Origin of the sequence: Pseudomonas sp. NBRC 111131 (genome assembly GCF_001320525.1) — a bacterium.
Lineage (GTDB): Bacteria > Pseudomonadota > Gammaproteobacteria > Pseudomonadales > Pseudomonadaceae > Aquipseudomonas > Aquipseudomonas ceruminis.
In genome coordinates this window covers 149,228-174,068 of record NZ_BCBH01000004.1, presented here as the reverse complement: position 1 = coordinate 174,068, position 24,841 = coordinate 149,228, and the positions used below count along the sequence as shown (strand labels likewise).

The 24,841-nt window shown below is 63.8% G+C and carries 22 protein-coding genes and 1 riboswitch; of the genes, 14 read left to right on the top strand and 8 right to left on the bottom strand.

Annotated features, from left to right (window positions below; translation table 11 throughout):
- Window positions 1–40: 40 nt before the first annotated feature.
- The 3 genes from APH34_RS05990 to APH34_RS05980 all read right to left on the bottom strand — a co-directional run bounded on the left by APH34_RS05990 (window position 41) and on the right by APH34_RS05980 (window position 2,460).
- Complete coding sequence (locus tag APH34_RS05990) at window positions 41–853, bottom strand: aldo/keto reductase (RefSeq protein ID WP_054900263.1); 813 nt, start codon at window positions 851–853, stop codon at window positions 41–43.
- Window positions 850–2,025, bottom strand: coding sequence for an FAD-binding oxidoreductase (locus APH34_RS05985; protein WP_054900262.1), 1,176 nt, complete (start codon window positions 2,023–2,025; stop codon window positions 850–852). The genes APH34_RS05990 and APH34_RS05985 overlap by 4 nt, the downstream gene beginning before the upstream one ends.
- A 102-nt stretch (window positions 2,026–2,127) precedes the next feature.
- Window positions 2,128–2,460 carry a multidrug efflux SMR transporter gene (locus tag APH34_RS05980; RefSeq protein ID WP_054900261.1) on the bottom strand — a complete coding sequence of 111 codons (333 nt, stop codon included), beginning with the start codon at window positions 2,458–2,460 and terminating at the stop codon, window positions 2,128–2,130.
- Window positions 2,461–2,547: 87 nt separating this feature from the next.
- Here APH34_RS05980 and APH34_RS05975 point away from each other — a divergent pair, with 87 nt between their 5' ends.
- Entirely contained in the window at window positions 2,548–3,438 is an 891-nt protein-coding gene (locus tag APH34_RS05975; protein ID WP_054900260.1) for a LysR family transcriptional regulator, read from the top strand.
- Window positions 3,439–3,449: 11 nt separating this feature from the next.
- A complete protein-coding gene (gene waaA / locus APH34_RS05970; protein ID WP_054900383.1) occupies window positions 3,450–4,721 on the top strand; it encodes a lipid IV(A) 3-deoxy-D-manno-octulosonic acid transferase in 1,272 nt (423 codons plus the stop codon).
- 71 nt (window positions 4,722–4,792) lie between these two features.
- Here the strand turns inward: waaA and APH34_RS05965 are convergent, their stop codons facing one another.
- Complete coding sequence (locus APH34_RS05965) at window positions 4,793–6,229, bottom strand: TolC family outer membrane protein (RefSeq protein ID WP_054900259.1); 1,437 nt, start codon at window positions 6,227–6,229, stop codon at window positions 4,793–4,795.
- Window positions 6,230–6,390: 161 nt separating this feature from the next.
- Window positions 6,391–6,497: riboswitch (TPP riboswitch) on the top strand.
- A gap of 158 nt (window positions 6,498–6,655) precedes the next feature.
- Here APH34_RS05965 and thiC point away from each other — a divergent pair.
- Together thiC and cytX are read left to right on the top strand one after the other, a co-directional pair.
- Window positions 6,656–8,542, top strand: a complete 1,887-nt coding sequence (thiC, locus tag APH34_RS05960; RefSeq protein ID WP_054900258.1) for a phosphomethylpyrimidine synthase ThiC — start codon at window positions 6,656–6,658, stop codon at window positions 8,540–8,542.
- Window positions 8,543–8,688: 146 nt separating this feature from the next.
- Window positions 8,689–9,972 (top strand): putative hydroxymethylpyrimidine transporter CytX, encoded by a 1,284-nt coding sequence (gene cytX / locus APH34_RS05955; RefSeq protein ID WP_054900257.1) that lies wholly within the window; start codon window positions 8,689–8,691, stop codon window positions 9,970–9,972.
- Here cytX and APH34_RS05950 read toward each other — a convergent pair.
- Entirely contained in the window at window positions 9,941–10,687 is a 747-nt protein-coding gene (locus APH34_RS05950; RefSeq protein ID WP_054900256.1) for an RsiV family protein, read from the bottom strand. The genes cytX and APH34_RS05950 overlap by 32 nt on opposite strands.
- 184 nt (window positions 10,688–10,871) lie before the next feature.
- On the opposite strand from APH34_RS05950, the gene APH34_RS05945 reads away from it, so the two are divergent.
- The 9 genes from APH34_RS05945 (at window position 10,872) to APH34_RS05905 (ending at window position 20,181) form a co-directional block, all read left to right on the top strand.
- Window positions 10,872–11,489, top strand: coding sequence for an NUDIX domain-containing protein (locus APH34_RS05945; protein ID WP_054900255.1), 618 nt, complete (start codon window positions 10,872–10,874; stop codon window positions 11,487–11,489).
- Entirely contained in the window at window positions 11,480–11,932 is a 453-nt protein-coding gene (locus APH34_RS05940; protein WP_054900254.1) for a DUF1249 domain-containing protein, read from the top strand. Before APH34_RS05945 ends, APH34_RS05940 begins: the two co-directional genes overlap by 10 nt.
- An 85-nt stretch (window positions 11,933–12,017) precedes the next feature.
- Window positions 12,018–12,821, top strand: coding sequence for a 3',5'-cyclic-AMP phosphodiesterase (cpdA, locus tag APH34_RS05935; RefSeq protein ID WP_256215532.1), 804 nt, complete (start codon window positions 12,018–12,020; stop codon window positions 12,819–12,821).
- Between the two features lie 157 nt (window positions 12,822–12,978).
- Window positions 12,979–13,587, top strand: coding sequence for a YqiA/YcfP family alpha/beta fold hydrolase (locus APH34_RS05930; protein ID WP_054900252.1), 609 nt, complete (start codon window positions 12,979–12,981; stop codon window positions 13,585–13,587).
- Between the two features lie 36 nt (window positions 13,588–13,623).
- Complete coding sequence (gene parE, locus APH34_RS05925) at window positions 13,624–15,528, top strand: DNA topoisomerase IV subunit B (protein ID WP_054900251.1); 1,905 nt, start codon at window positions 13,624–13,626, stop codon at window positions 15,526–15,528.
- Window positions 15,525–16,511, top strand: coding sequence for an esterase-like activity of phytase family protein (locus tag APH34_RS05920; RefSeq protein ID WP_054900250.1), 987 nt, complete (start codon window positions 15,525–15,527; stop codon window positions 16,509–16,511). The genes parE and APH34_RS05920 overlap by 4 nt, the downstream gene beginning before the upstream one ends.
- Complete coding sequence (locus APH34_RS05915; RefSeq protein ID WP_054900249.1) at window positions 16,508–17,026, top strand: TIGR02281 family clan AA aspartic protease; 519 nt, start codon at window positions 16,508–16,510, stop codon at window positions 17,024–17,026. Before APH34_RS05920 ends, APH34_RS05915 begins: the two co-directional genes overlap by 4 nt.
- 10 nt (window positions 17,027–17,036) lie before the next feature.
- Window positions 17,037–19,295: a DNA topoisomerase IV subunit A gene (parC, locus tag APH34_RS05910; RefSeq protein ID WP_054900248.1), complete on the top strand. Its 2,259-nt coding sequence runs from the start codon at window positions 17,037–17,039 to the stop codon at window positions 19,293–19,295.
- A gap of 175 nt (window positions 19,296–19,470) precedes the next feature.
- Complete coding sequence (locus APH34_RS05905) at window positions 19,471–20,181, top strand: membrane integrity-associated transporter subunit PqiC (protein ID WP_054900247.1); 711 nt, start codon at window positions 19,471–19,473, stop codon at window positions 20,179–20,181.
- A gap of 110 nt (window positions 20,182–20,291) precedes the next feature.
- Here the strand turns inward: APH34_RS05905 and APH34_RS05900 are convergent, their stop codons facing one another.
- Window positions 20,292–21,770: an AhpA/YtjB family protein gene (locus APH34_RS05900; protein WP_054900246.1), complete on the bottom strand. Its 1,479-nt coding sequence runs from the start codon at window positions 21,768–21,770 to the stop codon at window positions 20,292–20,294.
- A gap of 135 nt (window positions 21,771–21,905) precedes the next feature.
- On the opposite strand from APH34_RS05900, the gene serB reads away from it, so the two are divergent.
- Complete coding sequence (serB, locus tag APH34_RS05895; RefSeq protein WP_054900382.1) at window positions 21,906–23,120, top strand: phosphoserine phosphatase SerB; 1,215 nt, start codon at window positions 21,906–21,908, stop codon at window positions 23,118–23,120.
- A gap of 38 nt (window positions 23,121–23,158) precedes the next feature.
- Here serB and asd read toward each other — a convergent pair whose 3' ends face one another.
- Window positions 23,159–24,022 carry an archaetidylserine decarboxylase gene (asd, locus tag APH34_RS05890; protein ID WP_054900245.1) on the bottom strand — a complete coding sequence of 288 codons (864 nt, stop codon included), beginning with the start codon at window positions 24,020–24,022 and terminating at the stop codon, window positions 23,159–23,161.
- Window positions 24,023–24,031: 9 nt separating this feature from the next.
- Window positions 24,032–24,841 carry a rhodanese-like domain-containing protein gene (locus tag APH34_RS05885; RefSeq protein ID WP_054900244.1) on the bottom strand — a complete coding sequence of 270 codons (810 nt, stop codon included), beginning with the start codon at window positions 24,839–24,841 and terminating at the stop codon, window positions 24,032–24,034.

Below are 24,841 nucleotides of genomic sequence, written 5' to 3'. Positions count from 1 at the left end.
CTTGCGTCGGGTCAGTCTCCGGGCCCTTGGCCCGGGCCACTCAATGCTGGCCCAGGATACGGGCGACGGTGGCCACGTTGTGGGCCAGGTGCAGCGGATTGATGGTGCCGACGATAGCACTGCTGACGCCCGGGTGGGCGAACAGCAGCTCGAAGCTTGCCTGAACCGGGTCTACCCCCGGGGCCAGACAGATATGCCCGCTGGCCAGCGCCTTCTTTACCAGGATGGCCTTGCCGTGTTCGGCAGCGTAGTCCAGTACCGGGCGTTCTGCCTGTTCGTTGAGGTTGTAGGTGACCATGGCGCAGTCGCCCTGCTCCAGTGCTTTGAGGCCACCGGCGGCGGTCTTGCCGGAGAGGCCGAAGCCGAGAATCTTGCCTTCCTGCTTGAGCGCGGCGAGGGTCTGGTAGACCTCCTGCTGTTCGAGAATCTCCAGGTCGTTGCCATCGGAGTGCACCAGCACCAGTTCGATGCGGTCTGTTTCCAGGCGGCGCAGGCTGCGCTCGACCGAGCGGCGCGTGTGGGCGGCACTGAAGTCGAAGCGTGAGTGGCCGTCTTCGAACTCCTCACCGACCTTGCTGACGATCACCCATTCCTCACGCTGGCCGCGCAGTAGTGGGCCCAGGCGTTCCTCGCTGCGACCATAGGCCGGAGCGGTGTCGATCAGGTTGATGCCCAGCTCACGGGCTTGGGCCAGCAACAGCCGGGCTTCATCATCGCCAGGGATGGTGAAGCCGGTGGGGTATTTTACGCCTTGGTCGCGGCCAAGCTTGACCGTACCCAGGCCCAGGGGGGATACCGTCAAGCCGGTGCTGCCCAATGGGCGGTGGAAGCCGTGCAGGGTTGGCAGGGTCATGGCAGCAGTTGCTCCCAGGCAGGCACGGCGAGCGGCGGGCGCGGCAGGTCGTGGAGGTCGGCCTGGGCACCTGGGCGGATACCGTCGCGCTCCAGAGTGGCCAGCACGCGATCACTGAAGTCGGGCGCCAGTGCCAGTTTGGTCGGCCAGCCCACCAACAGACGTTGCTGGTCGGCGAGGAAGGCGTTGTCCGGGCGCACCAGGCCGGATTGCGCAGGCTCGGCGCGGTCAACGCGCAGGGTGGCCCAGCGGACCAGGCTCTGGTCGACCCACGGCAGCAGATTGGCGATTTCCTTTTGCGCTGCAGCGATCTGTGCCGCTGGCTCGCGCGCAACGCCGTCGGCTTCGGCAAGGTCGCCACCGAGGTACCAGACCCATTGGCCATCGGCCGCTGGGTGCGTGGTGATGGTCACGCGGGGTTTGGTGCCACCGCCCAGGCAGTGGGCATACAGGGGTTTCAGGTTGGCGCCTTTGGCCATGACCATATGCAGCGGCCGGGTCTGCATGGCCGGCTGGTTCAGGCCCAGGGCGTGCAGCAATGCTTCGGTGCCCGCGCCAGCGCTGAGCACGATGCGCTGGGCGCGAATGTCGCGGTCATCCACGCGCAGGCCCACCAGCTGGTCGCCTTCGCGCAAGGGTTCGATATGTTCCCCGGCCAGCACGCTGTCGCCGGCCAGTTCGGCCAGGTTGGCCAACAGGCTGGGCACGTCGATGACCAGCTCCGCCAGGCGATAGACCTTGCCCTTGAAGGCACGGTCTTGCAGCGCCAGCGGCAGTTGTTCGCCCTTGACCTGTTCGACCCGGGTGCGCACAGCCTTGCTGGCGAAGAAACTGGTGAGGTTGCCGGCCAGGGTGCCAGGTGACCATAGATAGTGGGCATCGGAAAGCAGGCGGGTATGGCCGAGGTCCAACTCGCCGTTGCCGGCCAGGGCCTCACGCCAACGGCGTGGCATATCGGCAATGGCTTCCGAGGCTCCGGTCAGGGCGCCGTGCAGGGCGTACTTGGTGCCGCCGTGGATGATGCCCTGGGACTTGATGGTCTGCTCGCCGCCCAGGCTGGCACGTTCCACCAGCACGGTCGAGTAACCTAGGCGGCGCAGGCGCGCATTCAGCCACAGGCCTGCGACCCCGGCGCCGACGATCAGCACGTCAGTGGAAATGGCGGTTGGCATGGCGGTACCTCGAAGACTGGGACAGCTGGCAAGTATACAGGGTCGAGCCGGCATGAGCTTTGCGAGGGAGGCTTTGCCGCCCCGCACCCGCTCAGGCAATCATCAATGCCCGGCAGTCTTCGAGAACAGCTGAATCACCACCACGCCGCCAACGATCATCGCCATCCCCAGCATCGCCGGTACATCGAGCTTCTGCCCATAGATCACCAGGGCTGCCACGCTGATCAGCACGATCCCCAGCCCGGACCACACCGCATAGGCGATACCCACCGGAATGCTACGCACCACCAAGGTGAGCATCCAGAACGCGATCGCATAGCCGCACACCATCAGCAGCAACGGCAGCGGTGTGCTCAGGCCTTTCACGGCCTTCATGGAAGCGGTGGCGATGACTTCGGCACAGATGGCGATAGCAAGGTAGGTGTAGGCGTTCATGGTACGTTTCTCCGGTGACTGGTCGGGCATTCTAGACGTTACCTGGATGCGGTAAAGTCATTACCTATCGCTTATGGGGATAGGTTGATGGCCGAACAGTGGAACCTTGATCAACTGCGCATCTTCGTGCGCGTGGCCGAACTGCGGTCGTTTTCCGCCGTAGCGCGAGAGCAGCGTCGTGCCCAGTCGGCGATCAGCAGCGCCATCGCCCTGCTCGAAGCAGACCTGGGCGTAAGCCTGTTCGACCGCAGCAGTGGGCGCCAGCCCAAATTGACCGAAAACGGCAACGCATTGCTGGAGGATGCCCGCGAACTGTTGCGCCAGTGCGAACGACTGGACGGCCGCGCCCTGGCCTTGATGCGCGGGCAGGAAGCGTTACTGCGGGTGGCCCAGGACGAGGCGATGCCTTACCAGCCGGTCATCGACAGCCTCGACGAACTGGCCCGCCGTTATCCGTACCTGGAGGTGCAACTGGCCAGCGGGGCCCAAGGCGATGTCGCCCGCAAACTGGCGGAGCGGCGTGCCGACCTGGGCCTGTTCTTTCACCATGAAAGCATCCCCTCATCACTTGAGCGGCGGACCCTGGGCAGTGTGGAGATGGTCACGGTATGTGCGGTCGACCACCCGCTGGCGCGCCAGCGGCACGTCACCCGCCAGCAGTTGGCCCGTCATCGCCAGTTGCTGATTACCCCGCAGCAAAGCGGCTACCCGGGCGGTGAGGCCATCAGCCCGCAGGTGTGGCGTGCCGACAGCTTCTACGCCATGGCCGAGTTGCTGATGCGTGGCCTGGGCTGGGCTTGGCTGCCGAGGCATGTGGTGCAGTACCCCACCTACCAGGCGCACATGGTCGAACTGGCCACTCAATGGCGGCCACCGGCATTGGTCGTCGAACTGGCCTGGCGCCGGGACGAGCCGCTGGGCCCGGCCGCGCAATGGCTGGCCGAGCGCTTTGCAGTGCACCTGCGCGCGATCGGGTAAACTTCGCCGCCATGAACAGATCACTCTATACCCTGCTGTTTCACCTGGGCCTGCCGCTGGTTGCGCTGCGCCTGTACCTGCGTGCGCGCAAGGCGCCGGCCTATGGCCAGCGTATCGGTGAGCGCTTTGCCCGCAACCTGCCGGCCATGCGCCAGGGCGGCATATGGGTGCATGCCGTCTCGGTCGGCGAGAGCATCGCCGCGGCGCCCATGGTGCGCGCCTTGCTCAAGGCGTATCCGGACTTGCCGGTCACCCTCACCTGCATGACCCCCACCGGCTCAGAACGCATTCGCGCCCTGTTCGCCGATGAGCCGCGCGTCCAGCATTGCTACCTGCCTTACGATCTGCCATGGGCGGCGGGGCGTTTTCTCGACCATGTGCGCCCGCGTCTGGGCATCATCATGGAAACCGAGCTGTGGCCCAACCACATCCACCAGTGCGCCAAGCGCGGTATCCCGGTGGCCTTGGCCAATGCACGGTTGTCCGAGCGCTCTGCCCGTGGCTATGCGCGTTTCGCCAGCCTGACGCGACCGATGCTCGCCGAGATGAGCCTGATCGCGGTACAGACCGAAACCGAAGCGCAGCGCTTTCGCGACCTCGGCGCGCGTCCCGCATGCGTGCAGGTGACCGGCTCGATCAAGTTCGACCTGAAGATCGATGGGCAACTGCTGCCGCGCGCCAAGGCGCTGCGCGAACAGTGGGGTGCAGCCCAGCGCCCGGTGTGGATCGCCGCCAGCACCCATGAGGGTGAAGATGCTCTGATCCTGCAGGCGCATCAGCAGTTGCTGCAGGCGCATGGCGATGCTCTGCTGATCCTGGTGCCGCGCCACCCCGAGCGGTTCGATGCGGTGCATGCCTTGTGCGCCGAGCAGTTCACCACCGTGCGCCGCTCTGCCGGCGCTGCTGTCGACAGCCACGTCCGCGTACTGCTCGGCGATACCATGGGCGAATTGCTGTTCCTCTATGCCCTGGCCGACATCGCCTTCGTCGGCGGCAGCCTGGTCGCCACCGGTGGCCACAACCCGCTGGAGCCCGCGGCGCTGGCATTGCCGGTGCTCATGGGGCCATATGTGTTCAACTTCCTCGAAATCAGCGCGATGCTGCGCGAGGCGGGGGCGTTGCAGCAGGTCGACAATGCCGATGGGCTGGCGGAAGCCGTGCGCCGGTTGATCGAGCTGCCGCAAGATGCCCAACGCATGGGCGAGGCGGGAAGGGCGGTGATGCAGGCCAATCAGGGGGCGTTGCAACGCTTGCTCGATAGGTTGGGCAAACTCATCGGCTGATACCTCGGGGCCGCTTTGCGGCCCTGTCGCGACAAAAGGCCGCCCCTACAACGATTGTGCGAAGCTCCAGGTCAAGGGCGACGCTCGAAGTTCTTGGCTGCGGCAGCCGCCAGGTCCGGTGGCAGGAAGTCCTTGTCCGGGTTGTAGTCGGGCTTGAGGTAGCGCTTCAGGTCTGCCAGGTCCTGTGGGCTCAAGGTCCCCGCTGCCTGCTTCAGGCTCAGGTTGTCGAGAATGTAGTCATAGCGGCTGTTGTTGTAGTCACGCACCGAGGTGTACAGCTGGCGCTGGGCATCGAGCACGTCGACGATGTTGCGAGTACCGACCTGATAGCCGATTTCGGTGGCTTCCAGCGCGCTCTGGTTGGACACGATCGATTGCTTGCGGGCCTGCACCTGCTCGACATCGGTGTTCACCGCGCGGTGCAGGTTGCGGGTGTTCTCCACCACCTGGCGGCGCAGGCTTTCGCGTTGCTGTTCACTCTGGTTCAGGCGCTGGTAGGCCTCGCGCACTTGCGAGCTGGTCAGGCCGCCGCTGTAGATCGGGATGTTCAACTGCAGGCCGATGGAGGTCTGCTCCACGTCTCCGCTGTAACGCACACCTGGCTGCGGCGCCGGATTGCTGAAACCGAGGTTGTCGTTGTCGCCTTTCTCGTAGCGTGCCACGGCATCGAGCGTTGGTGCGTGGCCGGCCTTGCGCTGGCGCAGGGTTTCTTCGGCGGCGGCAACGGCGTGGTTGGTCGCCAGCAGGTTGAGGTTCTGCCGCCCGGCGGTTTCCACCCAGGCCTTGGCGTCATTGGGGATCGGTACCTGCACGGGCAAGGTATGGACCACGCCCTGGATGGCGGTGTACTCGCGGTTGGTCAGCGTCACCAGGGCTTCGAAGGCATCCTGCACCTGGCGCTCGGCAATGATCCGGTTGGCCCGGGCAGTGTCGTAGCTGGCCTGTGACTGCAAGACGTCGGTCTTGTCGGAGAGGCCGACGTCGAATCGTTCGTTGGACTGGTCCAGCTGGCGCTTGAACGCGGCCTCTTCGGCCTTGGTGGCAGCCAGGTTGTCCTGGGCGCGGAGCACGGCGAAGTAATTTTGCGCGGTTTGCAGGATCAGGTTCTGCTCGGTGGCCGACAGCTCCAGTGCCGCCTGTTCATTGACCGCCTCAGCCGCCTGCAACTGGAACCAGCGATCGGCACGGAAGATCGGTTGCGACAGGGTCGCGCTCCAGGCATTGCCGCTGCGGTTGGAGGTAATCGACGGTTCATCGAACTTGGTGCGGCTATTGAGCATCTCGGCGCCGGCCGACAGGTTCGGTAACAGGCCGGCGCGGGCCTGGGGCACCACTTCGCGACGAGCGCCATAGTCGGCGCGGGCAGCGGCAAGGTCGGCGTTGTTGTCGACCGCTTCCTGGTAGACGCTGACCAGGTCGGTTTTCACTGTAGTGGGCACATCCGCTGCCCAGACCACTGCGTTGGACGCACAAGACACGGCTATCGCCAGTGAGAGTTTGCGCAGCATAGGGGCAATCCTTGTACGAAAGATAATTACTAAACTGTTGAGTTTTGAGCGATGAGGCAGTGTAGTGCCATGCGCACCCGGCAACAATCGTTGCCTGCGCCTTTCATCAGCCCTGTGTTCAACCTGCTTGGCTTTGCCGACCCCACCAGTCTAGACTGCGCATGTTCTTGTCGGGGTGCCTTGATGCAAAGGCTGAGATCGCAAAGTTGCGGATCCCGTTGAACCTGATCAGGTTAGCGCCTGCGTAGGGAACAAGATTGCTCGCCTTCCCGGGGAGCCTCTTGTGCCAGGTCCGGGATTGTCACAGCTCATGCAGCTCAAGGCACCTCCCCGTTTCCGGCACTGCACACCCGTCAAGGGGTGCGTCCGCGTCTTTCAGGTTCTCCCCGACATTCCACCGCTAGGAAGCTGTCTGGAGAGCCTGTGATGAGCAAACAAGAAAAAACGATCAACCTCAGCGAATCGGCGCAAGTCGATCAGCAGTCCGTGCAACCCTTCCCCCGTTCGCGCAAGGTGTATGTCGAAGGCTCGCGCCCGGACATCCGCGTGCCCATGCGCGAGATCAGCCTGCACGACACCCCCACCGATTTCGGCGGCGAATCCAATGCCCCGGTGTTGGTCTATGACACCTCCGGCCCGTACACCGATCCCAGCGTCATCATCGATGTGCGCAAGGGCCTGGCCGATGTGCGCTCGGCCTGGATCGACGCCCGTGGCGACACCGAGCGCCTGGGTGGCTTGAGCTCCAACTTCGGCCAGCAACGCCTGAACGACGCTGAGCTTGCCAAGCTGCGTTTCGCCCATGTGCGTAACCCACGCCGGGCCAAGGCCGGTGCCAACGTCACGCAGATGCACTACGCCCGCCAGGGCATCATCACCGCCGAGATGGAGTACGTTGCCATCCGCGAGAACATGAAGCTGCAGGAGGCACGCGCCGCCGGTTTGCTCAGCCAGCAACACGCCGGCCACAGTTTCGGCGCAAGCATTCCGAATGCAATCACCGCTGAGTTCGTGCGTGAGGAAATTGCCCGCGGCCGCGCGATCATCCCGGCCAACATCAACCACCCTGAGCTGGAGCCGATGATCATCGGCCGCAACTTCCTGGTGAAGATCAACGGCAACATCGGCAACAGCGCCCTGGGCTCCTCGATCGAGGAAGAAGTGGCCAAGCTGACCTGGGGTATTCGCTGGGGCTCGGACACCGTCATGGACCTGTCCACCGGCAAGCACATTCACGAAACCCGCGAGTGGATCATCCGCAACTCGCCGGTGCCGATCGGCACCGTGCCGATCTACCAGGCCTTGGAAAAGGTGGGTGGCGTTGCCGAGGATCTGACCTGGGAGCTGTTCCGCGACACCTTGATCGAGCAGGCCGAGCAGGGCGTGGACTACTTCACCATCCATGCCGGCGTGCTGCTGCGCTACGTGCCATTGACCGCCAAGCGCGTCACCGGCATCGTCAGCCGTGGTGGTTCGATCATGGCCAAGTGGTGCCTTGCCCATCATCAGGAGAACTTCCTGTACACGCACTTCGACGAAATCTGCGAAATCATGAAGGCCTACGATGTCAGCTTCTCGCTGGGTGATGGCCTGCGCCCGGGCTCGATCGCCGATGCCAACGATGCGGCGCAGTTCGGTGAGCTGGAGACCCTCGGCGAATTGACCAAGATCGCCTGGAAGCACGACGTGCAATGCATGATCGAAGGCCCGGGCCATGTGCCGATGCAGTTGATCAAGGAAAACATGGACAAGCAGCTGGAGTGCTGCGACGAGGCGCCATTCTACACCCTCGGCCCACTGACCACCGACATCGCCCCGGGTTATGACCACATCACCTCGGGCATCGGTGCCGCGATGATTGGCTGGTTCGGCTGTGCCATGCTCTGCTACGTCACACCCAAGGAGCACCTGGGGCTGCCGAACAAGGATGACGTCAAGACCGGCATCATCACCTACAAGATCGCTGCCCATGCCGCTGACCTGGCCAAGGGCCACCCGGGCGCGCAGATCCGTGACAACGCCTTGTCCAAGGCACGCTTCGAGTTCCGCTGGGAAGACCAGTTCAACCTGGGCCTGGACCCGGACACGGCACGCGCCTTCCACGACGAGACCCTGCCGAAGGAATCGGCCAAGGTGGCGCACTTCTGCTCGATGTGCGGGCCGAAGTTCTGCTCGATGAAGATTACCCAGGAAGTGCGTGAATACGCTGCCAACCAGCGCATCGAAGCGACCGATGTGTCGGTGGAAGAAGGCATGCGCGAACAGGCCGAGCGGTTCCGTCAGGAAGGCAGCCAGCTGTACAGAAAAGTGTAAGGCACTCCACAACCCCTGTAGGTGCGGGCTTGCCCCGCGAAAGCGTCAGCCAGGCCAGCACGACAGGTTGGCCCGACGCCTTCGCAGGCAAGCCCGCCCCCGCACTGGGGGCAGTGCTTATCTCAACATTTGCGGCGATCACAACAATGACTACCCCGAGCCATTTCTCTCCCGACCACCCGGTCCCTTCCAGCCAGCGCCCCTTCGGCGCCCGCGACCTGTTCTCGCTTTGGTTCTCCCTCGGCATTGGCCTGATGGTCCTGCAGGTGGGTGCCATGCTCGCCCCAGGCCTGGGCCTGGCTGGCGCTGTACTGGCCATCGCCCTCGGCACCGGCGTGGGTGTACTGCTACTGGGGGCGGCGGGGGTCATCGGCAGTGACACCGGCCTGTCCGCCATGGCCACCTTGCGCCTGAGCCTGGGCAGCCATGGCGCTCGCCTGCCGGCGTTGCTCAACCTCCTGCAACTGGTGGGCTGGGGCGCCTTCGAAATCATCGTCATGCGCGATGCGGCCAGCCTGCTCGGGGCGCGCACGTTCGGTGACGACAGCCTGTGGAACAGCCCGATGTTATGGACCCTGTGCTTCGGTGGCCTGGCCACCCTGCTGGCGGTCGCCGGGCCGCTGGCATTCGTGCGCAAGGTGTTGCGCAAATGGGGTATCTGGGTGTTGTTGGGCGCTTGCCTGTGGCTGACCTGGAACCTCTTTGCCAAGGCCGACCTGACTGCCCTGTGGCACCGTAGTGGCGATGGTTCGATGTCGCTGGCCGTAGGCTTCGACATCGTCATCGCCATGCCCTTGTCGTGGTTGCCGCTGATTTGCGATTACTCACGTTTCGCCCGCAGTGGCAAAGGTGTGTTCGGTGGCACTGTCCTGGGCTACTTCATTGGCAACACCTGGCTGATGAGCCTGGGTGTGGCTTACACCCTGGCCTTTGCGCCAGGTGGCGAGGTCAATGCGCTGTTGCTGGCCCTGGCGGGCGCCGGGATGGGGATTCCGCTGCTGCTGATCCTGCTGGACGAATCGGAGAAGGCATTTGCCGATATCCATTCGGCGGCGGTTTCAAGCGGCTTGCTGGTACGCCTGAAAGTCGAACACCTGGCCTTGGCCATCGGCGTGCTGTGCACCCTGATCGCCTTGCTGGCGCCGCTGGCCCAGTACGAGAACTTCCTGCTGTTGATCGGTTCGGTGTTCGCGCCGCTGTTCGGTGTGGTGCTGATGGACCACTACGTGATCCGTCGCCGCCATGCCCCTGCGCGGGTAGCGGGCCTGCATTGGCAGGCCTTGCTGGCCTGGGCAGTGGGGGTGGCGGCCTATCACACCATCGCCGCGCAAGCACCGGAGCTGGGCGCCACGCTGCCAGCACTGTTGCTGGCAGGTGGGCTGCATGCGCTACTGAGCCTCAGCCGCGCCCGGGAAACAGCTCGGGCTTGAGCACGCCGTTCAGGCGCGGGTAGGGGATTTTCAGCTCCACGTGGCCCATGGAGTAGGGCGCGATGGCATAGACTTCATATTTGACCACTACGGCGCCGTACGTCAGGGCGATGTGCGGCGACCGTTTGAATGGCCAGGTCTTGGCGAACTCGGCGTCCTTGTCCATGCCGACGCTGATCAGCCAGGCACGGTGCGATTCTTCGACCGTCTTCCAGAACGTCTCTTCCTGGCCTGGCACCAGCATGTCCTGCAGGGTCAACACCTTGTCCTGCTTGCGCGAATAGTTGATGAATGCGCGCCCAGGCATGCCGTGCGCGCCGCCGCTGTCGAGGTAACTGGACAACTCGATGATCACCAGCCCGTCATGCTGCTCGCGTACCTTGGCTTGCAGGTAGCTGCTGTTGCGTTTGTCGGCGTTGGCCAAGTATTGCTGCTCGTAGGCCTGCAAGGTGCTGGGCGCGGTGCCATGCTGATTGTCTTCGGTCAACTGCAGCAGGCGTTTCTCGACGATACCGTCGAGCTTCGGCAGGGCAGGGAAGTGGACCGTGTCGATGTTCACCAATGGGCAGTCGGTTTCGCTGCATCCGGGTTTCACATGTTCCCAGGCGTCGCGTTTGACCTCGAGGGGCGCGCGGTAATTAGGGCTGAACAGGCTCTGGCAGGCACCCAGCGCCAGGGCCAGCACAGCCACGGAAGTCAGTTTGACAAGTGTCATGATGATCCTTGCAGAACAGGGAAAGTCGGCCTTTGACCGTCTGCGCGGCCTTCAGTTCGCCACTAAGCTAACAGAGACAAGACGCGCTGTCCCGACTGCGCGAACGGTTGCCGGAAAGGGGTGAAACAGGCAAGCGTGCGGAGTAGGATGGCGCGATGCGGTATCAGAGGTCATGAGGATTTCCATGTCAGACACGTTCAATTCAGTGCCCAAGGGCTTCCAGATCATCGAGCGGGCCAATTGCTTCCAAGGCTTTTACAAGCTCGACAAGCTTCGCCTGCGCCATGAGCTTTTTGCCGGGGGCATGGGCCGGGAGATCAGCCGCGAACTGTTCGTGCGCCACGACGCCGTGTGTGTGCTGCCCTATGACCCTCAGCGTGATGAAGTGGTGCTGATCGAGCAGTTTCGCGTCGGTGCGCTGGGCAAAGCCGACAACCCGTGGCTGATCGAGATGGTCGCGGGGCTGATCGACAAGGATGAACAGCCTGAAGAGGTGGCGCATCGCGAAGCCCAGGAGGAAGCCGGGCTGACCTTCAGCGCGCTGTGGCCGATGACCCGCTACTTCCCGTCGCCCGGCGGCAGCGATGAGTACGTTCACCTGTTCCTTGGTCGCTGCAGCAGCGAAGGCGCCGGCGGCTTGCACGGTCTGGAAGAAGAAGGCGAGGATATCCGCGTGCGTGTCTGGTCGTTCGAGGATGCCTTGCACGCTGTGCGCGATGGGCGCATCTGCAATGCGGCGACCATCATCGGCTTGCAATGGCTGGCGCTCAACAGAGATGAAGTTCGAGGTATGTGGAAGTGAACCTGCTGCGTGAGCGTTATCGCGTCGATCTGGCCGGGCTGCAAGCAGCCTGCGAGGCCAACTACGCCCGGCTCATGCGGCTGTTGCCAGACATGCGCACTACCCAAAGCTCGCGGCGCATCGGCATGACCCAGGGCGACCAGATGCTGGGTGTGCTGGTACTTGATGTGGTGCTGGCCTGCCCGTACACCACCACCCTGCGGGTTCGCCAGGAGCACAGTCTACCCTGGCTGCCGGTGCCGCACCTTGAAGTGCAGGTTTATCACGATGCGCGCATGGCCGAAGTGGTCAGTGCCGAGCATACCCGGCGCCTGCGCAGCATCTATCCGTACCCCAACGAGGCCATGCACCAGCCCGATGAAAAGGCCCAGCTCAACCTGTTCCTCGGCGAATGGCTGAGCCACTGCCTGGCCTGCGGTCACGAACTGGCAAGTGTGCGCTGAAATGTGATGCCGGTCGGTTTCGAGTGTTTGCTCGCAACCATTCCCCCGCCATAATTCATGCTGAATCCGCATGAGGAGACGGCCGGTGCCGCACCCATCCCCATCCCAGGCACCCGTCTACGTGGTGCAATTGACCGACCCGCACCTGTTCGCCGACCCCGCAGGCACGCTGCTGGGCCTCAAGACTCGCGACAGCCTGCGCCATGTGATCGCTCAGGTGCGTCGCGAGCAACCGCGCATCGACCTGCTGTTGTGCACGGGCGATCTGTCACAGGATGGCAGTGTCGCGTCGTATCAGGCGTTCCGCGCGCTGACCAGCGAGTTCGCCGCGCCGGCGCGCTGGTTGCCGGGTAACCACGATGAAGCCAAGGTGATGGCCGTGGTGGCGCCCGAGCTGGTGCAGGCGGTCACCGACATTGGCCAATGGCGGGTGGTGATGCTCAATTCTGCGGTGCCGGGGGCGACCCATGGGCAGCTTGAGCAAGACCAGTTGCAGCTACTCAACGAGGCCCTGCAGTCAGCGGGCGAGCGCCATTGCCTGGTGTGCTGTCACCATCAGCCGGTGGACATCGGCTGTGCCTGGATTGCGCCGATCGGCTTGCGCAATGGCGCTGAACTGCTGCAGCGGTTGAAGGGTTATCCACAGGTCAAGGCACTGCTCTGGGGGCATATTCATCAGGAATGGGACGAGCTGCGTGATGGCGTGCGCCTGCTGGCTACGCCCTCGACCTGCATCCAGTTCGCGGCGCGCAGCGAAGACTTCAGGGTGAGCGAGGAGCAACCGGGGTATCGCTGGCTGCGTCTGCACCCTGACGGACGGGTGGAGACCGGGGTGGAGCGGGCCCGGGACTTCGAGGTGAGGCTCGACTTCGACAGCCCAGGCTACTAGCCGCAGGCAGTTATCCGCGGACGGGGGTTGAGCTGCTGGCAACTGGAAGAAATTGTTGCGAAACCCCCGTCGGTGCGCCAAAACACGGCGAACACGCTACACTGCGCATCCCTGCGCCTGCACCATCGGGCGCGAAGCCAAAGATTCCGGGGGCAGCATGTCGGGTTCAATCCTCTATATCCATGGCTTCAACAGCTCGCCGCTTTCGACCAAGGCGCGCCAGCTCGAGGCCGTGATGCAGCAGCTAGGGCTGTCGGCTCAGTTGCGCGTTCCCGCCTTGCACCATCACCCACGCCAGGCCATCGCGCAGCTCGAAGCCGCCATCGCCGAGCTAGGTGCCCCCCTGCTGGTCGGCAGTTCGCTCGGCGGCTACTATGCCACCTATCTGGCCGAGCGCCACGGCTTGAAGGCCCTGTTGGTCAACCCTGCGGTAACCCCGCACAAACGCTTCGACGGCTACCTGGGCACCCAGCGCAACCATTACACCGATGAAACCTGGGAGCTGACACACGACCACGTGCAGGCGCTGGCCGAGCTGGAAGTCCCGGCACCCGAGGCTCCAGGCCGCTATCAGGTGTGGTTGCAGACCGCCGATGAAACCCTGGATTATCGCCACGCCGAGCGCTTTTACCGTGCCTGTGCCTTGCGTATCCAGGCCGGTGGTGACCACAGTTACCAAGGCTTTGCCGAGCAGATGCCGGCGCTGCTTGCCTTTGCCGGGATTGCCCGCGGGCAATATGCGGCGCTCGATTTTTCTGTATTTTGATCTTTTTTGCATTCACCAGACTGACGACGAGAACCCATGGCCAATCCCAGCGCTAGCGCCTATAACGCAGACGCCATCGAAGTCCTCTCGGGCCTTGACCCGGTCCGCAAGCGGCCGGGCATGTACACCGATACCAGCCGGCCCAACCACCTGGCCCAGGAAGTCATCGACAACAGTGTCGACGAAGCCCTGGCGGGCCACGCCCGTTCGGTGCAGGTCATTCTCCACGCCGACCATTCGCTGGAGGTCAGCGACGATGGCCGCGGCATGCCGGTGGATATCCACCCCGAAGAGGGTGTGTCCGGGGTCGAGCTGATCCTCACCAAGCTGCACGCTGGCGGCAAGTTCTCCAACAAGAACTACCAGTTTTCAGGCGGCCTGCACGGTGTGGGCATCTCGGTGGTCAACGCCCTGTCGACCCAGGTGCGGGTGCGCGTCAAGCGCGACGGCAATGAGTACCAGATGACCTTCGCCGATGGCTTCAAGGCCAGCGAGCTGGAGGTGGTGGGCAGCGTCGGCAAGCGCAACACCGGTACCAGCGTGTACTTCAGCCCTGATCCGAAGTACTTCGATTCGCCGAAGTTTTCCATCAGCCGCCTCAAGCACGTGCTCAAGGCCAAGGCCGTTTTGTGCCCGGGCCTGCTGGTCAGCTTCGAGGACAAGGCCAGCGGCGAGAAGGTCGAGTGGCACTACGAGGATGGCCTGCGCTCCTACCTGGTGGACTCGGTCAGCGAGTTCCAGCGCCTGCCGGACGAGCCGTTCTGCGGCAGCCTGGCCGGCAACAAGGAAGCCGTGGACTGGGCCTTGCTGTGGCTGCCCGAAGGCGGTGACAGTGTTCAGGAAAGCTACGTCAACCTGATCCCCACCGCCCAGGGCGGCACCCACGTCAACGGCCTGCGCCAGGGCCTGCTCGATGCCATGCGCGAGTTCTGCGAGTTCCGCAACCTGCTGCCGCGCGGGGTCAAGCTGGCACCGGAAGACGTGTGGGAGCGTATTACCTTCGTCCTGTCGATGAAGATGCAGGAGCCGCAGTTCTCCGGGCAGACCAAGGAGCGCCTGTCCTCGCGCGAGGCTGCGGCGTTCGTTTCCGGCGTGGTCAAGGACGCCTTCAGCCTGTGGCTCAATGCGCACCCTGAGCTAGGTATGCAATTGGCCGAACTGGCCATCAGCAATGCCGGCCGTCGCCTCAAGGCGAGCAAGAAGGTCGAGCGCAAGCGTATTACCCAAGGCCCGGCATTGCCCGGCAAGTTGGCCGACTGTGCCGGCCAGGACCCGATGCGCGCCGAGCTGTTCCTGGTCGAGGGCGATTCTGCCGGTGGCTCGGCCAAGCAGGCGCGGGACAAGGAGTTCCAGGCGATCCTGCCGCTGCGCGGCAAGATCCTCAACACCTGGGAAGTGGACGGCGGCGAAGTCCTGGCCAGCCAGGAAGTGCACAACATCGCCGTAGCCATTGGCGTGGACCCCGGTGCCGCCGATTTGTCGCAACTGCGCTATGGCAAGATCTGCATCCTCGCCGACGCCGACTCCGACGGCCTGCATATCGCCACCTTGCTGTGCGCCTTGTTCGTCCAGCATTTCCGCCCGCTGGTCGAGGCCGGCCATGTGTACGTCGCCATGCCGCCGCTGTATCGCATCGACCTGGGCAAGGAGATCTACTACGCCCTCGACGAGGCCGAGCGGGACGGTATCCTCGACCGTCTGGTGGCCGAGAAGAAGCGCGGCAAGCCGCAGGTGACGCGATTCAAGGGCCTGGGTGAAATGAACCCGCCACAACTGCGCGAAACCACCATGGACCCGAACACGCGGCGCCTGGTGCAACTGACCCTGGACGACCTGCAAGGCACCACTGAAATCATGGATATGCTGCTGGCCAAGAAGCGCGCTGGCGACCGCAAGAGCTGGCTGGAGACCAAAGGCAACCTCGCCGAGGTCCTGGTTTGATTCGTCTGTTCGCCGCCGCGTTTCTCGCGTTGGTTGCCCTGCCGAGCCTGGCAGGCAACTGGCCCGAGCTGAAACTGGCTTCAGAGCATCCGGTCGACGGTATGCGCGGTGGCAACCTCTCGGGGCTGGCCATGTGCCGCGGAGCCCTGTGGGGTGTTTCCGACCGTGATGACGACCGTATCTACCGTTTCGACCAGCAAGCGACGACATGGCGCGCGCAGCCGCTGACGTTCACCCCGCCACCGGTACCGGAGAGCGGCTTGCCCTGGGGCCTTAAGGTGCGTAACTGGGCGGCGTCGTACATCCGCGGTGGCGAGCTGGATTACGAAGGCATCACCTGCGATCAGGCCGGTAACTTCTATCTGGTCAGCGAGGCCCATGCGGCGGTGCTGCAACTGCCGGTCGAAGGCGAGCCCGACTGGCTGAAAATCGACCCGGCCATGGTGCGCCAGGCCCGTGGCAGTGGCATGCTGCTGCACTTCAATGCCTTGTTTGAAGGTCTTGCGATCAACCCGGCAGGTGATCGCCTGTGGCTGGCCGCCGAGCGCGAGCGTCGCGGTCTGGTGGCCATCGAGCGGCAGCAGTCGGTGTGGACCTGTGGGCGCAGTTGCGTCCTGCTGAGCGAGGCTGGCGTCGAGATGCAGCCGCCACAGATGCCCAATGCCCGTGCGCTTTCGCGTGATTTCGCCGACCTGGCCTGGTTCGAGGGCAAGCTGTTCACGCTCGAGCGCAATGCCTTCCGCGTCTGCCGTCGTGATGCCGACAGCGGCAAGGTCGAGCGCTGCTGGTCGTTCGCCGCAGAAGCTCTGGTCCCTGAGCGCCGCTACGATCAGCCGTTCGGCCTGGCAGAAGCCCTGGTGATCGATGCCAAGGGTGCCTGGATTGGTATCGACAACAACAACGGTGACCGCGCCGATGGTGAAGGCCGGCCGATCGTCTGGCGCTTCGAGGCACCGGAAGGTGGCTGGAGTGCCAGGCCATGAGTCAGCCAGCCGGCAAGCGGGCCGGCAGGGTACTGATGATTGTCCCCTGGGCGGCGGCAATGTTCCTGGCCACGCGCTTTTTCGGGCAGTGGGAAGCGCGTGAGCGCAACCCCAATACCCAGGTGCAGTCCGAGCATGGCGAAGGTTTTATCGAAGTGCGCCTGCTGGGCAATGACCAGGGCCACTTCGTGATGGACGGCGCGATCAATGGCCAGGGGGTGCATTTCATGCTCGACACCGGCGCCACCGACGTCGCGGTCCCCGAAACGCTGGCCGGCGACCTGCGCTTGCAGCGGGGCAGCCCGGTCACGCTCAGCACGGCGAACGGTCGTACCGAAGGCTACCGCACCCGCCTGGACAGCGTGCAACTGGGCGACATCCACTTGCGGGACGTGCGCGCCCTGGTCGTGCCCGGGCTCGATGGCCAGACGGTGCTGCTGGGCATGAGCGCCCTGAAACAACTTGAATTTACCCAGCGCGGCGGCACCATGCTGCTGCGCCAGAACCTGAAATGACGAGGCCCGCATGAGCGACTCACTGGAACTCAGCCTCGACGGCGTTGAACGCCGTTCACTGGCTGACTTCACCGAACAGGCCTACCTCAACTATTCCATGTACGTGATCATGGACCGGGCCTTGCCGCACATCGGCGACGGCCTCAAGCCTGTGCAACGACGCATCGTCTATGCCATGAGCGAGTTGGGGCTCGATGCCGATGCCAAACACAAGAAGTCGGCGCGCACCGTCGGCGACGTGCTCGGCAAGTTCCACCCCCATGGCGACTCGGCTTGCTACGAAGCCATGGTGCTGATGGCGCAGCCGTTCAGCTACCGCTATACGCTGGTCGATGGGCAAGGTAACTGGGGGGCCCCGGACGATCCGAAGTCGTTCGCCGCCATGCGTTATACCGAGGCACGCCTGTCGCGCTACTCCGAAGTGTTGCTCGGCGAACTGGGCCAAGGCACCGTGGACTGGGTGCCGAACTTCGACGGCACCCTGCAGGAGCCGGCTGTGCTGCCGGCGCGCCTGCCGAACATCCTGCTCAACGGCACCACGGGCATCGCCGTGGGCATGGCCACCGACGTGCCGCCGCACAACCTGCGCGAAGTGGCCAGCGCCTGCGTGCGCCTGCTCGACGAGCCCAAGGCCACCCTCGAGCAGTTGTGCGAGCACATCCAGGGTCCGGACTACCCGACCGAAGCCGAGATCATCACGCCCCGTGCCGAGATCCTCAAGATCTACGAAAGCGGCCGTGGTTCGATCCGCATGCGTGCCGTGTACCGGGTCGAGGATGGCGACATTGTCGTCACCGCCTTGCCGCACCAGGTATCCGGGGCCAAGGTGCTGGAGCAGATTGCCGCGCAGATGCAGGCCAAGAAACTCCCGATGGTCGCCGACCTGCGTGACGAGTCGGACCACGAGAACCCTTGCCGTATCGTCATTATTCCGCGCTCCAACCGCGTGGACGCCGACGAGCTGATGCAGCACCTGTTCGCTACCACCGACCTGGAAAGCAGCTACCGGGTCAACGTCAACATCATCGGCCTGGACGGTCGACCGCAGCTGAAAAACCTGCGTGCATTGCTGCTGGAGTGGCTGCAATTCCGCATCGGTACCGTTCGTCGCCGCCTGCAGCACCGCCTGGACAAGGTCGAGAAGCGCCTGCACCTGTTGGAAGGTTTGCTCACAGCGTTCCTCAATCTGGATGAAGTGATTCACATCATTCGCACCGAGGAGCATCCCAAGCAGGCCCTGATCGCCCGTTTCGACCTGACCGAAATCCAGGCCGATTACATTCTCGAAACCCGCCTACGCCAACTGGCGCGCCTGGAAGAGATGAAAATCCGCGGCGAGCAGGACGAGTTGCTCAAGGAGCAGGCCAAGCTGCTGGCCCTGCTCGGCAGCGATGCCAAGCTGCGCAAGCTGGTCCGCAGCGAACTGATCAAGGACGCCGAAACCTACGGCGACGACCGCCGTTCGCCGATCGTCGAGCGGGCAGAGGCCAAGGCGCTGTCGGAAAACGAACTGATGCCGACCGAGCCGGTCACCGTGGTGTTGTCGGAAAAGGGCTGGGTGCGCTGCGCCAAAGGTCACGATATCGACGCCACGGGCCTGTCCTACAAGGCAGGCGATGGCTTCAAGGCCGCAGCCGCGGGGCGCTCCAACCAGTTTGCCGTACTGATCGACTCCACCGGGCGCAGTTATTCGGTAGCGGCCCATACCCTGCCATCGGCGCGTGGCCAGGGCGAGCCGCTGACCGGGCGCCTCGCGCCTCCGCCGGGCGCCACCTTCGAATGCGTGCTGTTGCCGGAAGACGATGCGTTGTACGTGGTGGCTTCCGATGCGGGCTATGGCTTCGTGGTCAAGGGTGAAGACCTGCAAGCCAAGAACAAGGCCGGCAAGGGGCTGCTCAGCCTGCCGAACGGGGCCAAGGTCATCAGCCCGCGCCCGGTGGCCAACCGTGAACAGGACTGGCTGGCGGCAGTGACCACCGAGGGCCGCTTGCTGGTGTTCAAGGTCGCCGATCTGCCCCAGTTGGGCAAAGGCAAGGGCAACAAGATCATCGGCGTGCCCGGTGATCGGGTCGCCAGTCGTGAAGAATATGTTACAGACTTGGCGGTGATCGCCGAGGGTGCGACCCTTGTACTGCAAGCGGGCAAGCGTACCCTGTCGCTGAAGCCAGACGACCTTGAGCATTACAAGGGTGAACGCGGTCGGCGCGGCAGCAAGCTGCCACGCGGCTTCCAGCGTGTCGACGGGTTGCAGGTCGAAGCGCCGGCGTAATGTTGTGAAATGTCTGGGGCGGCAATTTCAACGCCGTTCCAGGCAGAAATGCTGGAGTCGGACCGACATTTCGCGGATGATAGTGCCCCTGCGGTGCCAGCGTGGCTGTGTGCCCGATTGAATTTATATCAGTATCACTGCGGTAAGCCTGGTGGCGACCGCCTGGATGGGATGAATGAAATTTCTGCGCCTTCCATTTGCGCTGTTGATGACGGGCTTGCTAGGGCTGGGTGGGTGCAGCATGCATCAGCCGGTTGCCCTGTATCAGCTCGACAGCGGTGATCCTGGCCAGCCTTCACAGAGTGCAGGCATGGCCGTGGTGCTCGGCCCGGTGTCGGTCGCCGATTACTTGCAGCGCGAAACATTCTTGCAACGTCAAGCCGATGGTAGCCTGAGTTCGGCGACCGACGGTCGTTGGGCCGGCAGCCTGTCGGCGGATATCGACCAGTTGCTGGTACGCCAACTCGCCTGGCGCCTGGACAGCCAGCGCGTGGTGCTGGCGCCGGCCAGCACCGGCTTCTCGCCTGATGTGCAGGTATTGCTGTCGATCACCCGCCTGGATTCCGGCAAAAACCAGCCGGCGATTCTAGACGCCCAATGGCGTTTGCTCGATCGTCGCGGCAATGTGCGTGACAACCGTATCGTTCACCTCGAGCAGCAGCACGAGGGGACCGAGTCTTCGCAGGTGCAGGCCCAAGGCCAATTGCTGCAGAAGCTGGCAGAGCAACTGAGCACGGCGGTCAAGCCACTGGCTAATCAGCCGGCGGTTGCCGAAGAGGCACCCAAGCGGCCCGCCGCTCCGGTACAGGTCAAAAAAGAGCCAGAGAAGTCGAAGATCCCCATGGCTTCGCCGATTCGCACAGATATGGAAGTCTATCGGTTCTGATAGTTCCGCCAGGCGCAAAAAAGCCCGCACATGTGCGGGCTTTTTTGTGGGGCTTGTCCCGTCCTGAAGTTAGCGGACAGCCTGCAGGAGCAGGTTGACCCGCCTAAGTATCAGGCCCGGCGCTCGTGCATGCGCGCCAACTGGCGCTCCAGCATCGATGGGTAAGGCTCCATCAACCGCTCCACACAGCATGCCCCCTCAGGGCTGGCGATTGGCCGAATCCGCGCGCGCTGGCGAATCAGTGCGTCATCGCTGATCTGCCGCTCGACCAGCAGCAGGTTGCGGCTGTGTTGCGACAGCGCCAGAGCGTCCTGGGCTTTCTCGGCCATCAACAGGTCGACCTGCTCCAGCCCCTGCAGGTCATCGCCCAAGGCCAGGCCAAGCTGTAGTTGCAGAGTAATGCCGCTGTCGGCCACCTCGATCTGCAGGGCGTGGCCCAAGGCGCGCAGCAACTCGCCACAGCAGATGGCATTGGTCAGGTAGTCCTCGCCGCAGTCGCGGCTGTGGAACAGCACCAGCGTACTGCCGTCGTTGAGCGTGTGGGTTTCGCCTTCGTACAGTGAAGCTGCCTGTTCCAGGCAGTCGCGATAACGCTCCAGCAACTCGGTCAGGCGCGTACGTGGCAGGCGGCGCAGTTGCTCCTGAGAGCCCAGCTGCACGGCCAACACTGCGCTGTTCTGCGGCTCGTCCGACTCGACCACGGCCGCCTTGGGCGCGCTTTCTTCGTCCAGCAGTCCCGCGAAGGCTGCGTCGTCTTCGTCTTCGTCTTCGTCTGCTTGCGCTGCTGAGACCTTGGCGCGCGGTGCGGGCTTGGCGGGTGGCGCGGCTTCGTGCAGATCGTCGAAGTCGTCCTCGTCCTCTTCTTCCTCAGGCTCGGGCTCGGGCTCTGGCGGTGGCGGCGGGGCCAGGCGCGCGTGCAACTGGCGGGCAATGTCGCCGATCTCATCCTGGCGGTCGATCGCCGGAGTGTAAGGGTGCGGGTCGCGTAGCCACACGCGCAGTTGCAGCAGCGGCAAGGTGATGTGACGGCCTTGGCGCAGGCTCAGGCTCAACGCCAGGGCCAGCAGGATCGCCCCTAGGATGCCCATGCTTTGCAGGCTGATCAGCATCGGCTGCTGGAACTGGCTCATGTCCAGGCTGATGCGCAACTGCCCGGCGGTAACGTCCTGGAAGGTGATCTTGGTCTGGTACAGGCCCTCTGCCTCACCCAGCAGGCTATTGCGGGGGCGCTGGCCAGCCTCGGCGAGGATGCGGTTGTCCACGCTGTAGATCGCCGCATGGGCAACCAGCGGGTTTTTCACCAGGTTGCCCAGCAGTACGTTGAGGCTGAGGATGTCGTTGGACACCAGCAGCTCAGTCGCCGAGGTGGCGGTCTGGGTGGTCAGGCTCTGGCCAAGGGCGTCCGCCTGTTCGTGCATGGCCTGCTTGAACTGCAGGCCCATCACACAGGCATAGATCACCAACGCCAGCGCCACCAGGAAAATGTTGGTGCTGGCGATGCGCAGTGCCAGTGGAATGCGACGTTGGCGCAGGGCACGGAAGATCATGAGGAAGAAGTTGTCTGGTTTGACGGGCGTGGGCCGGTTCACAGAGCGCGGCTCTTAATGGCATAAAAGTGTTGCGCAGTATAGCGACCCCGGTTTTGTCGGCAAAGTATCGTTGGCGCCCGATGGTCATGGAAAATCGGTAGAATGCGCATTTTTCATCGAAATCGGAGCCCGGTCTTGCGCGAAATCGTTCTGATCAACATCACCGGTGAGGACCGTCCCGGTCTCACCGCCGCCATCACCGGCGTCCTGCTCCAGGGCGGTGTGAACATCCTCGACATCGGCCTGGCGGTCATGCACGGCACGCTGTCGTTCGGCATTCTGGTCGATATTCCGGACAACGAAGTGGCCACCAGCCTGTTGCAGAGCGTGCAATCCAAGGCCCATGAGCTGAACCTGCAGGCCCGCTACACGCCGATTTCCGAGGCAGATTACCAGCACTGGGCCGATGGCCAGGGCGAGGCGCGCTACATCGCCACACTGCTCAGCCGCAAGATCACCCCTGAGCAGTTGCAACGGGTCAGTGCGATCATCAGCCAGTATGGCCTGACCATCGAGCGTATCGAGCGTTTGTCCGCCCGTGTTGCGCTCAATGGCCAGAGCGAGAAAGGCAAGGCCGCCATCGAAATCTCGGTGCGCGGCGAGCCGAGCGATGCCCAGGCATTGCGCGCCGACTTCTTCGCGGTATCTGAAGCGCTCGATATCGACATCGCCTTCCAGAAGGACGACCTGTTCCGCCGCAATCGCCGCCTGGCGGTATTCGACATGGACTCGACGTTGATCGAGGCCGAGGTCATCGATGAGCTGGCCAAGGCGGCCGGTGTCGGCGAGCAGGTGGCGGCCATCACCGAGCGTGCGATGCGTGGCGAACTGGACTTCCGCGCCAGCTTCAAGGAGCGCATGGCGCTGCTCAAGGGCCTGGATGTCAGCGTGCTGGACGAGATCGGGGCGTCCCTGCGCCTGACAGAAGGTGCCGAGAACCTCTTCGCCGAACTCAAGCGCCTGGGCTACAAGACTGCCATCCTCTCCGGCGGTTTTACCTACTTCGCCAAGCAGGTGCAGGCACGCCTGGGCATCGACTATGTGTTCGCCAACGAGCTGGAAGTGGTGGATGGCAAAGTGACTGGCGTGGCCGTGGAGCCGATCGTCGATGCTCAGCGCAAGGCCGATTTGCTGCAGCAGTTGGCCATCGAAGAGGGTCTGCAACTGGAACAGACCATTGCCGTCGGTGATGGGGCCAACGACCTGCCGATGCTGGCGCTCGCGGGCCTGGGTGTGGCGTTCCGTGCCAAGCCGCTGGTGCGCCAGTCGGCCAAGCAGGCCATTTCGACCCTTGGGCTGGATGGTGTGCTGTATCTGCTGGGGCTGCGTGACCGCGACGCCCGCGGTTGATCTGAGAAGCCGGGGCTGCAAGGCAACCCCGGCGTCCATCACGGCTGTGCCGGTAGCGCCAGCAGCTCGCCCATGCGGGTAGCCGAGCCTGCGCCCAAGGCTTCAGCCCACTTCACCTGCTCCGGCCCGAACAGCACGATGGCCGTAGAGCCCAGCTTGAAGCGGCCCAGCTCCGCACCCTTTTCCAGGTGGATTGGCGCGCGGCTGCCTTCGTCATAGCGGAATGTCTTGAGCTCACGCTTGGGCGGCGTGACCAGCCCTGCCCAAACGGTCTCGATCGAGGCAACGATCATCGCACCGACCAGCACAACGGCCATCGGCCCACGTTCGGTATCGAACAAGCACACCACACGTTCGTTGCGGGCGAATAGCTCAGGGACGTTTTCTGCGGTGGTCTGGTTGACCGAGAACAGGCGGCCTGGCACGTACACCATTTCGCGCAGGGTGCCGGCCAGCGGCATGTGCACGCGGTGGTAATCCTTTGGCGACAGGTAGATGGTGGCGAACTCACCGCCCATGAACGGGGCGGCCAGGGCCGGGTCGCCGCCGAGCAGCTCCAGGGCACTGAAGCTGTGGCCCTTGGCCTGGAAGATACGGCCGTGCTCGATCGGGCCCAACTGGCTCACGGCACCATCGGCCGGGCAGAGGATTGCGCCCGGGGTTTCGTCCAGTGGGCGCGCACCTGGCTTGAGGGCGCGGGTGAAGAAGGCGTTGAAATGCTCGTAGGCAGTGAGGTCTTCGACCAGCGCTTCGCTCATGTTCACTTGGTAGCGCTTGGCAAACCAGGCGGTGAAGGCATTCTTGAACCAGCGCGCGCGGCACTCGGCAACGCAGCCGGCGAGCCGCGACAGCAGGTGGTGCGGCAGCAGGTACTGGCTGATGATGAACAAACGGGATTTCATGCAGGTTCCTTAAACTTCTACAGGCGTGTCCGGGTGGTTGCCCCATTCGCTCCACGAACCGGCGTAGGCCTTGATGCGTGGGTAGCCGAGGGCCTTGGCCACCAGGTAGGTGAAACCGGAGCGGCGGTGGGTCTGGCAGTGGGTGATCACTTCCTTGTCAGGGGTGATGCCCAGTTGCTGCAGGACTTCAGCGATGTCCTTGCGGATGCGCAGGTGGTCATTGAGGTCCATGCCGGCGGTCCATTCAAAATTGATCGCACCGGGAATATGCCCGCCCTTGGCTGCCAGCACCTTCTCGCCGGTGTATTCCTGGGGGCCACGGGCGTCCCAGACGACCAGATCGTCCGCACCCAGGCGGCTTTGCAGGTATTCCCGGGTGGCGGTCGGTTCGTCGTGCAACTGCAGGCGTACAGGCGTGGTCGCCGGCGTCGGCACGTCGGTTGAAAGCGTGTCCGCAGGCCAGGCCTGGATGCCGCCATTGAGGTAGTGGTAGGCCTTGTGGCCGATGACATCGAGCATCCAGATGAAGCGCCCGGCCCAGCCACCGCCCTCATCGTCGTAAACCACATAGACCGCGTCATCGCGGTGGCCGAGTTCGCCGAACAGTTTTTCCAGGTCGCCAATGGTCGGCAGCAGCCCAGGTGCGGGCGGCAGGCCAAGCTGGGTGCGCTTGCCTTCGACGAAGCGGGCGCCGGGGATGTGCCCGCTGACATAGCGGTTGGCGCTGCTAAGGTCGACCAGGATCAGTTGTGGTGAATCCAGGCGCTGCAGCAGGTCCGCAGGTTCTATCACCAGCGGCAGTCCGGCAAAGTCATTCAT

Bases quoted from the DNA above. Each gene is read 5' to 3' on its own strand.
- APH34_RS05990 (WP_054900263.1), bottom strand. From the start codon at position 853: ATGACCCTGCCAACCCTGCACGGCTTCCACCGCCCATTGGGCAGCACC.
- APH34_RS05985 (WP_054900262.1), bottom strand. From the start codon at position 2,025: ATGCCAACCGCCATTTCCACTGACGTGCTGATCGTCGGCGCCGGGGTC.
- APH34_RS05980 (WP_054900261.1), bottom strand. From the start codon at position 2,460: ATGAACGCCTACACCTACCTTGCTATCGCCATCTGTGCCGAAGTCATC.
- APH34_RS05975 (WP_054900260.1), top strand. From the start codon at position 2,548: ATGGCCGAACAGTGGAACCTTGATCAACTGCGCATCTTCGTGCGCGTG.
- waaA (WP_054900383.1), top strand. From the start codon at position 3,450: ATGAACAGATCACTCTATACCCTGCTGTTTCACCTGGGCCTGCCGCTG.
- APH34_RS05965 (WP_054900259.1), bottom strand. From the start codon at position 6,229: ATGCTGCGCAAACTCTCACTGGCGATAGCCGTGTCTTGTGCGTCCAAC.
- thiC (WP_054900258.1), top strand. From the start codon at position 6,656: ATGAGCAAACAAGAAAAAACGATCAACCTCAGCGAATCGGCGCAAGTC.
- cytX (WP_054900257.1), top strand. From the start codon at position 8,689: ATGACTACCCCGAGCCATTTCTCTCCCGACCACCCGGTCCCTTCCAGC.
- APH34_RS05950 (WP_054900256.1), bottom strand. From the start codon at position 10,687: ATGACACTTGTCAAACTGACTTCCGTGGCTGTGCTGGCCCTGGCGCTG.
- APH34_RS05945 (WP_054900255.1), top strand. From the start codon at position 10,872: ATGTCAGACACGTTCAATTCAGTGCCCAAGGGCTTCCAGATCATCGAG.
- APH34_RS05930 (WP_054900252.1), top strand. From the start codon at position 12,979: ATGTCGGGTTCAATCCTCTATATCCATGGCTTCAACAGCTCGCCGCTT.
- parE (WP_054900251.1), top strand. From the start codon at position 13,624: ATGGCCAATCCCAGCGCTAGCGCCTATAACGCAGACGCCATCGAAGTC.
- APH34_RS05915 (WP_054900249.1), top strand. From the start codon at position 16,508: ATGAGTCAGCCAGCCGGCAAGCGGGCCGGCAGGGTACTGATGATTGTC.
- parC (WP_054900248.1), top strand. From the start codon at position 17,037: ATGAGCGACTCACTGGAACTCAGCCTCGACGGCGTTGAACGCCGTTCA.
- APH34_RS05905 (WP_054900247.1), top strand. From the start codon at position 19,471: ATGAAATTTCTGCGCCTTCCATTTGCGCTGTTGATGACGGGCTTGCTA.
- asd (WP_054900245.1), bottom strand. From the start codon at position 24,022: ATGAAATCCCGTTTGTTCATCATCAGCCAGTACCTGCTGCCGCACCAC.
- APH34_RS05885 (WP_054900244.1), bottom strand. From the start codon at position 24,841: ATGAATGACTTTGCCGGACTGCCGCTGGTGATAGAACCTGCGGACCTG.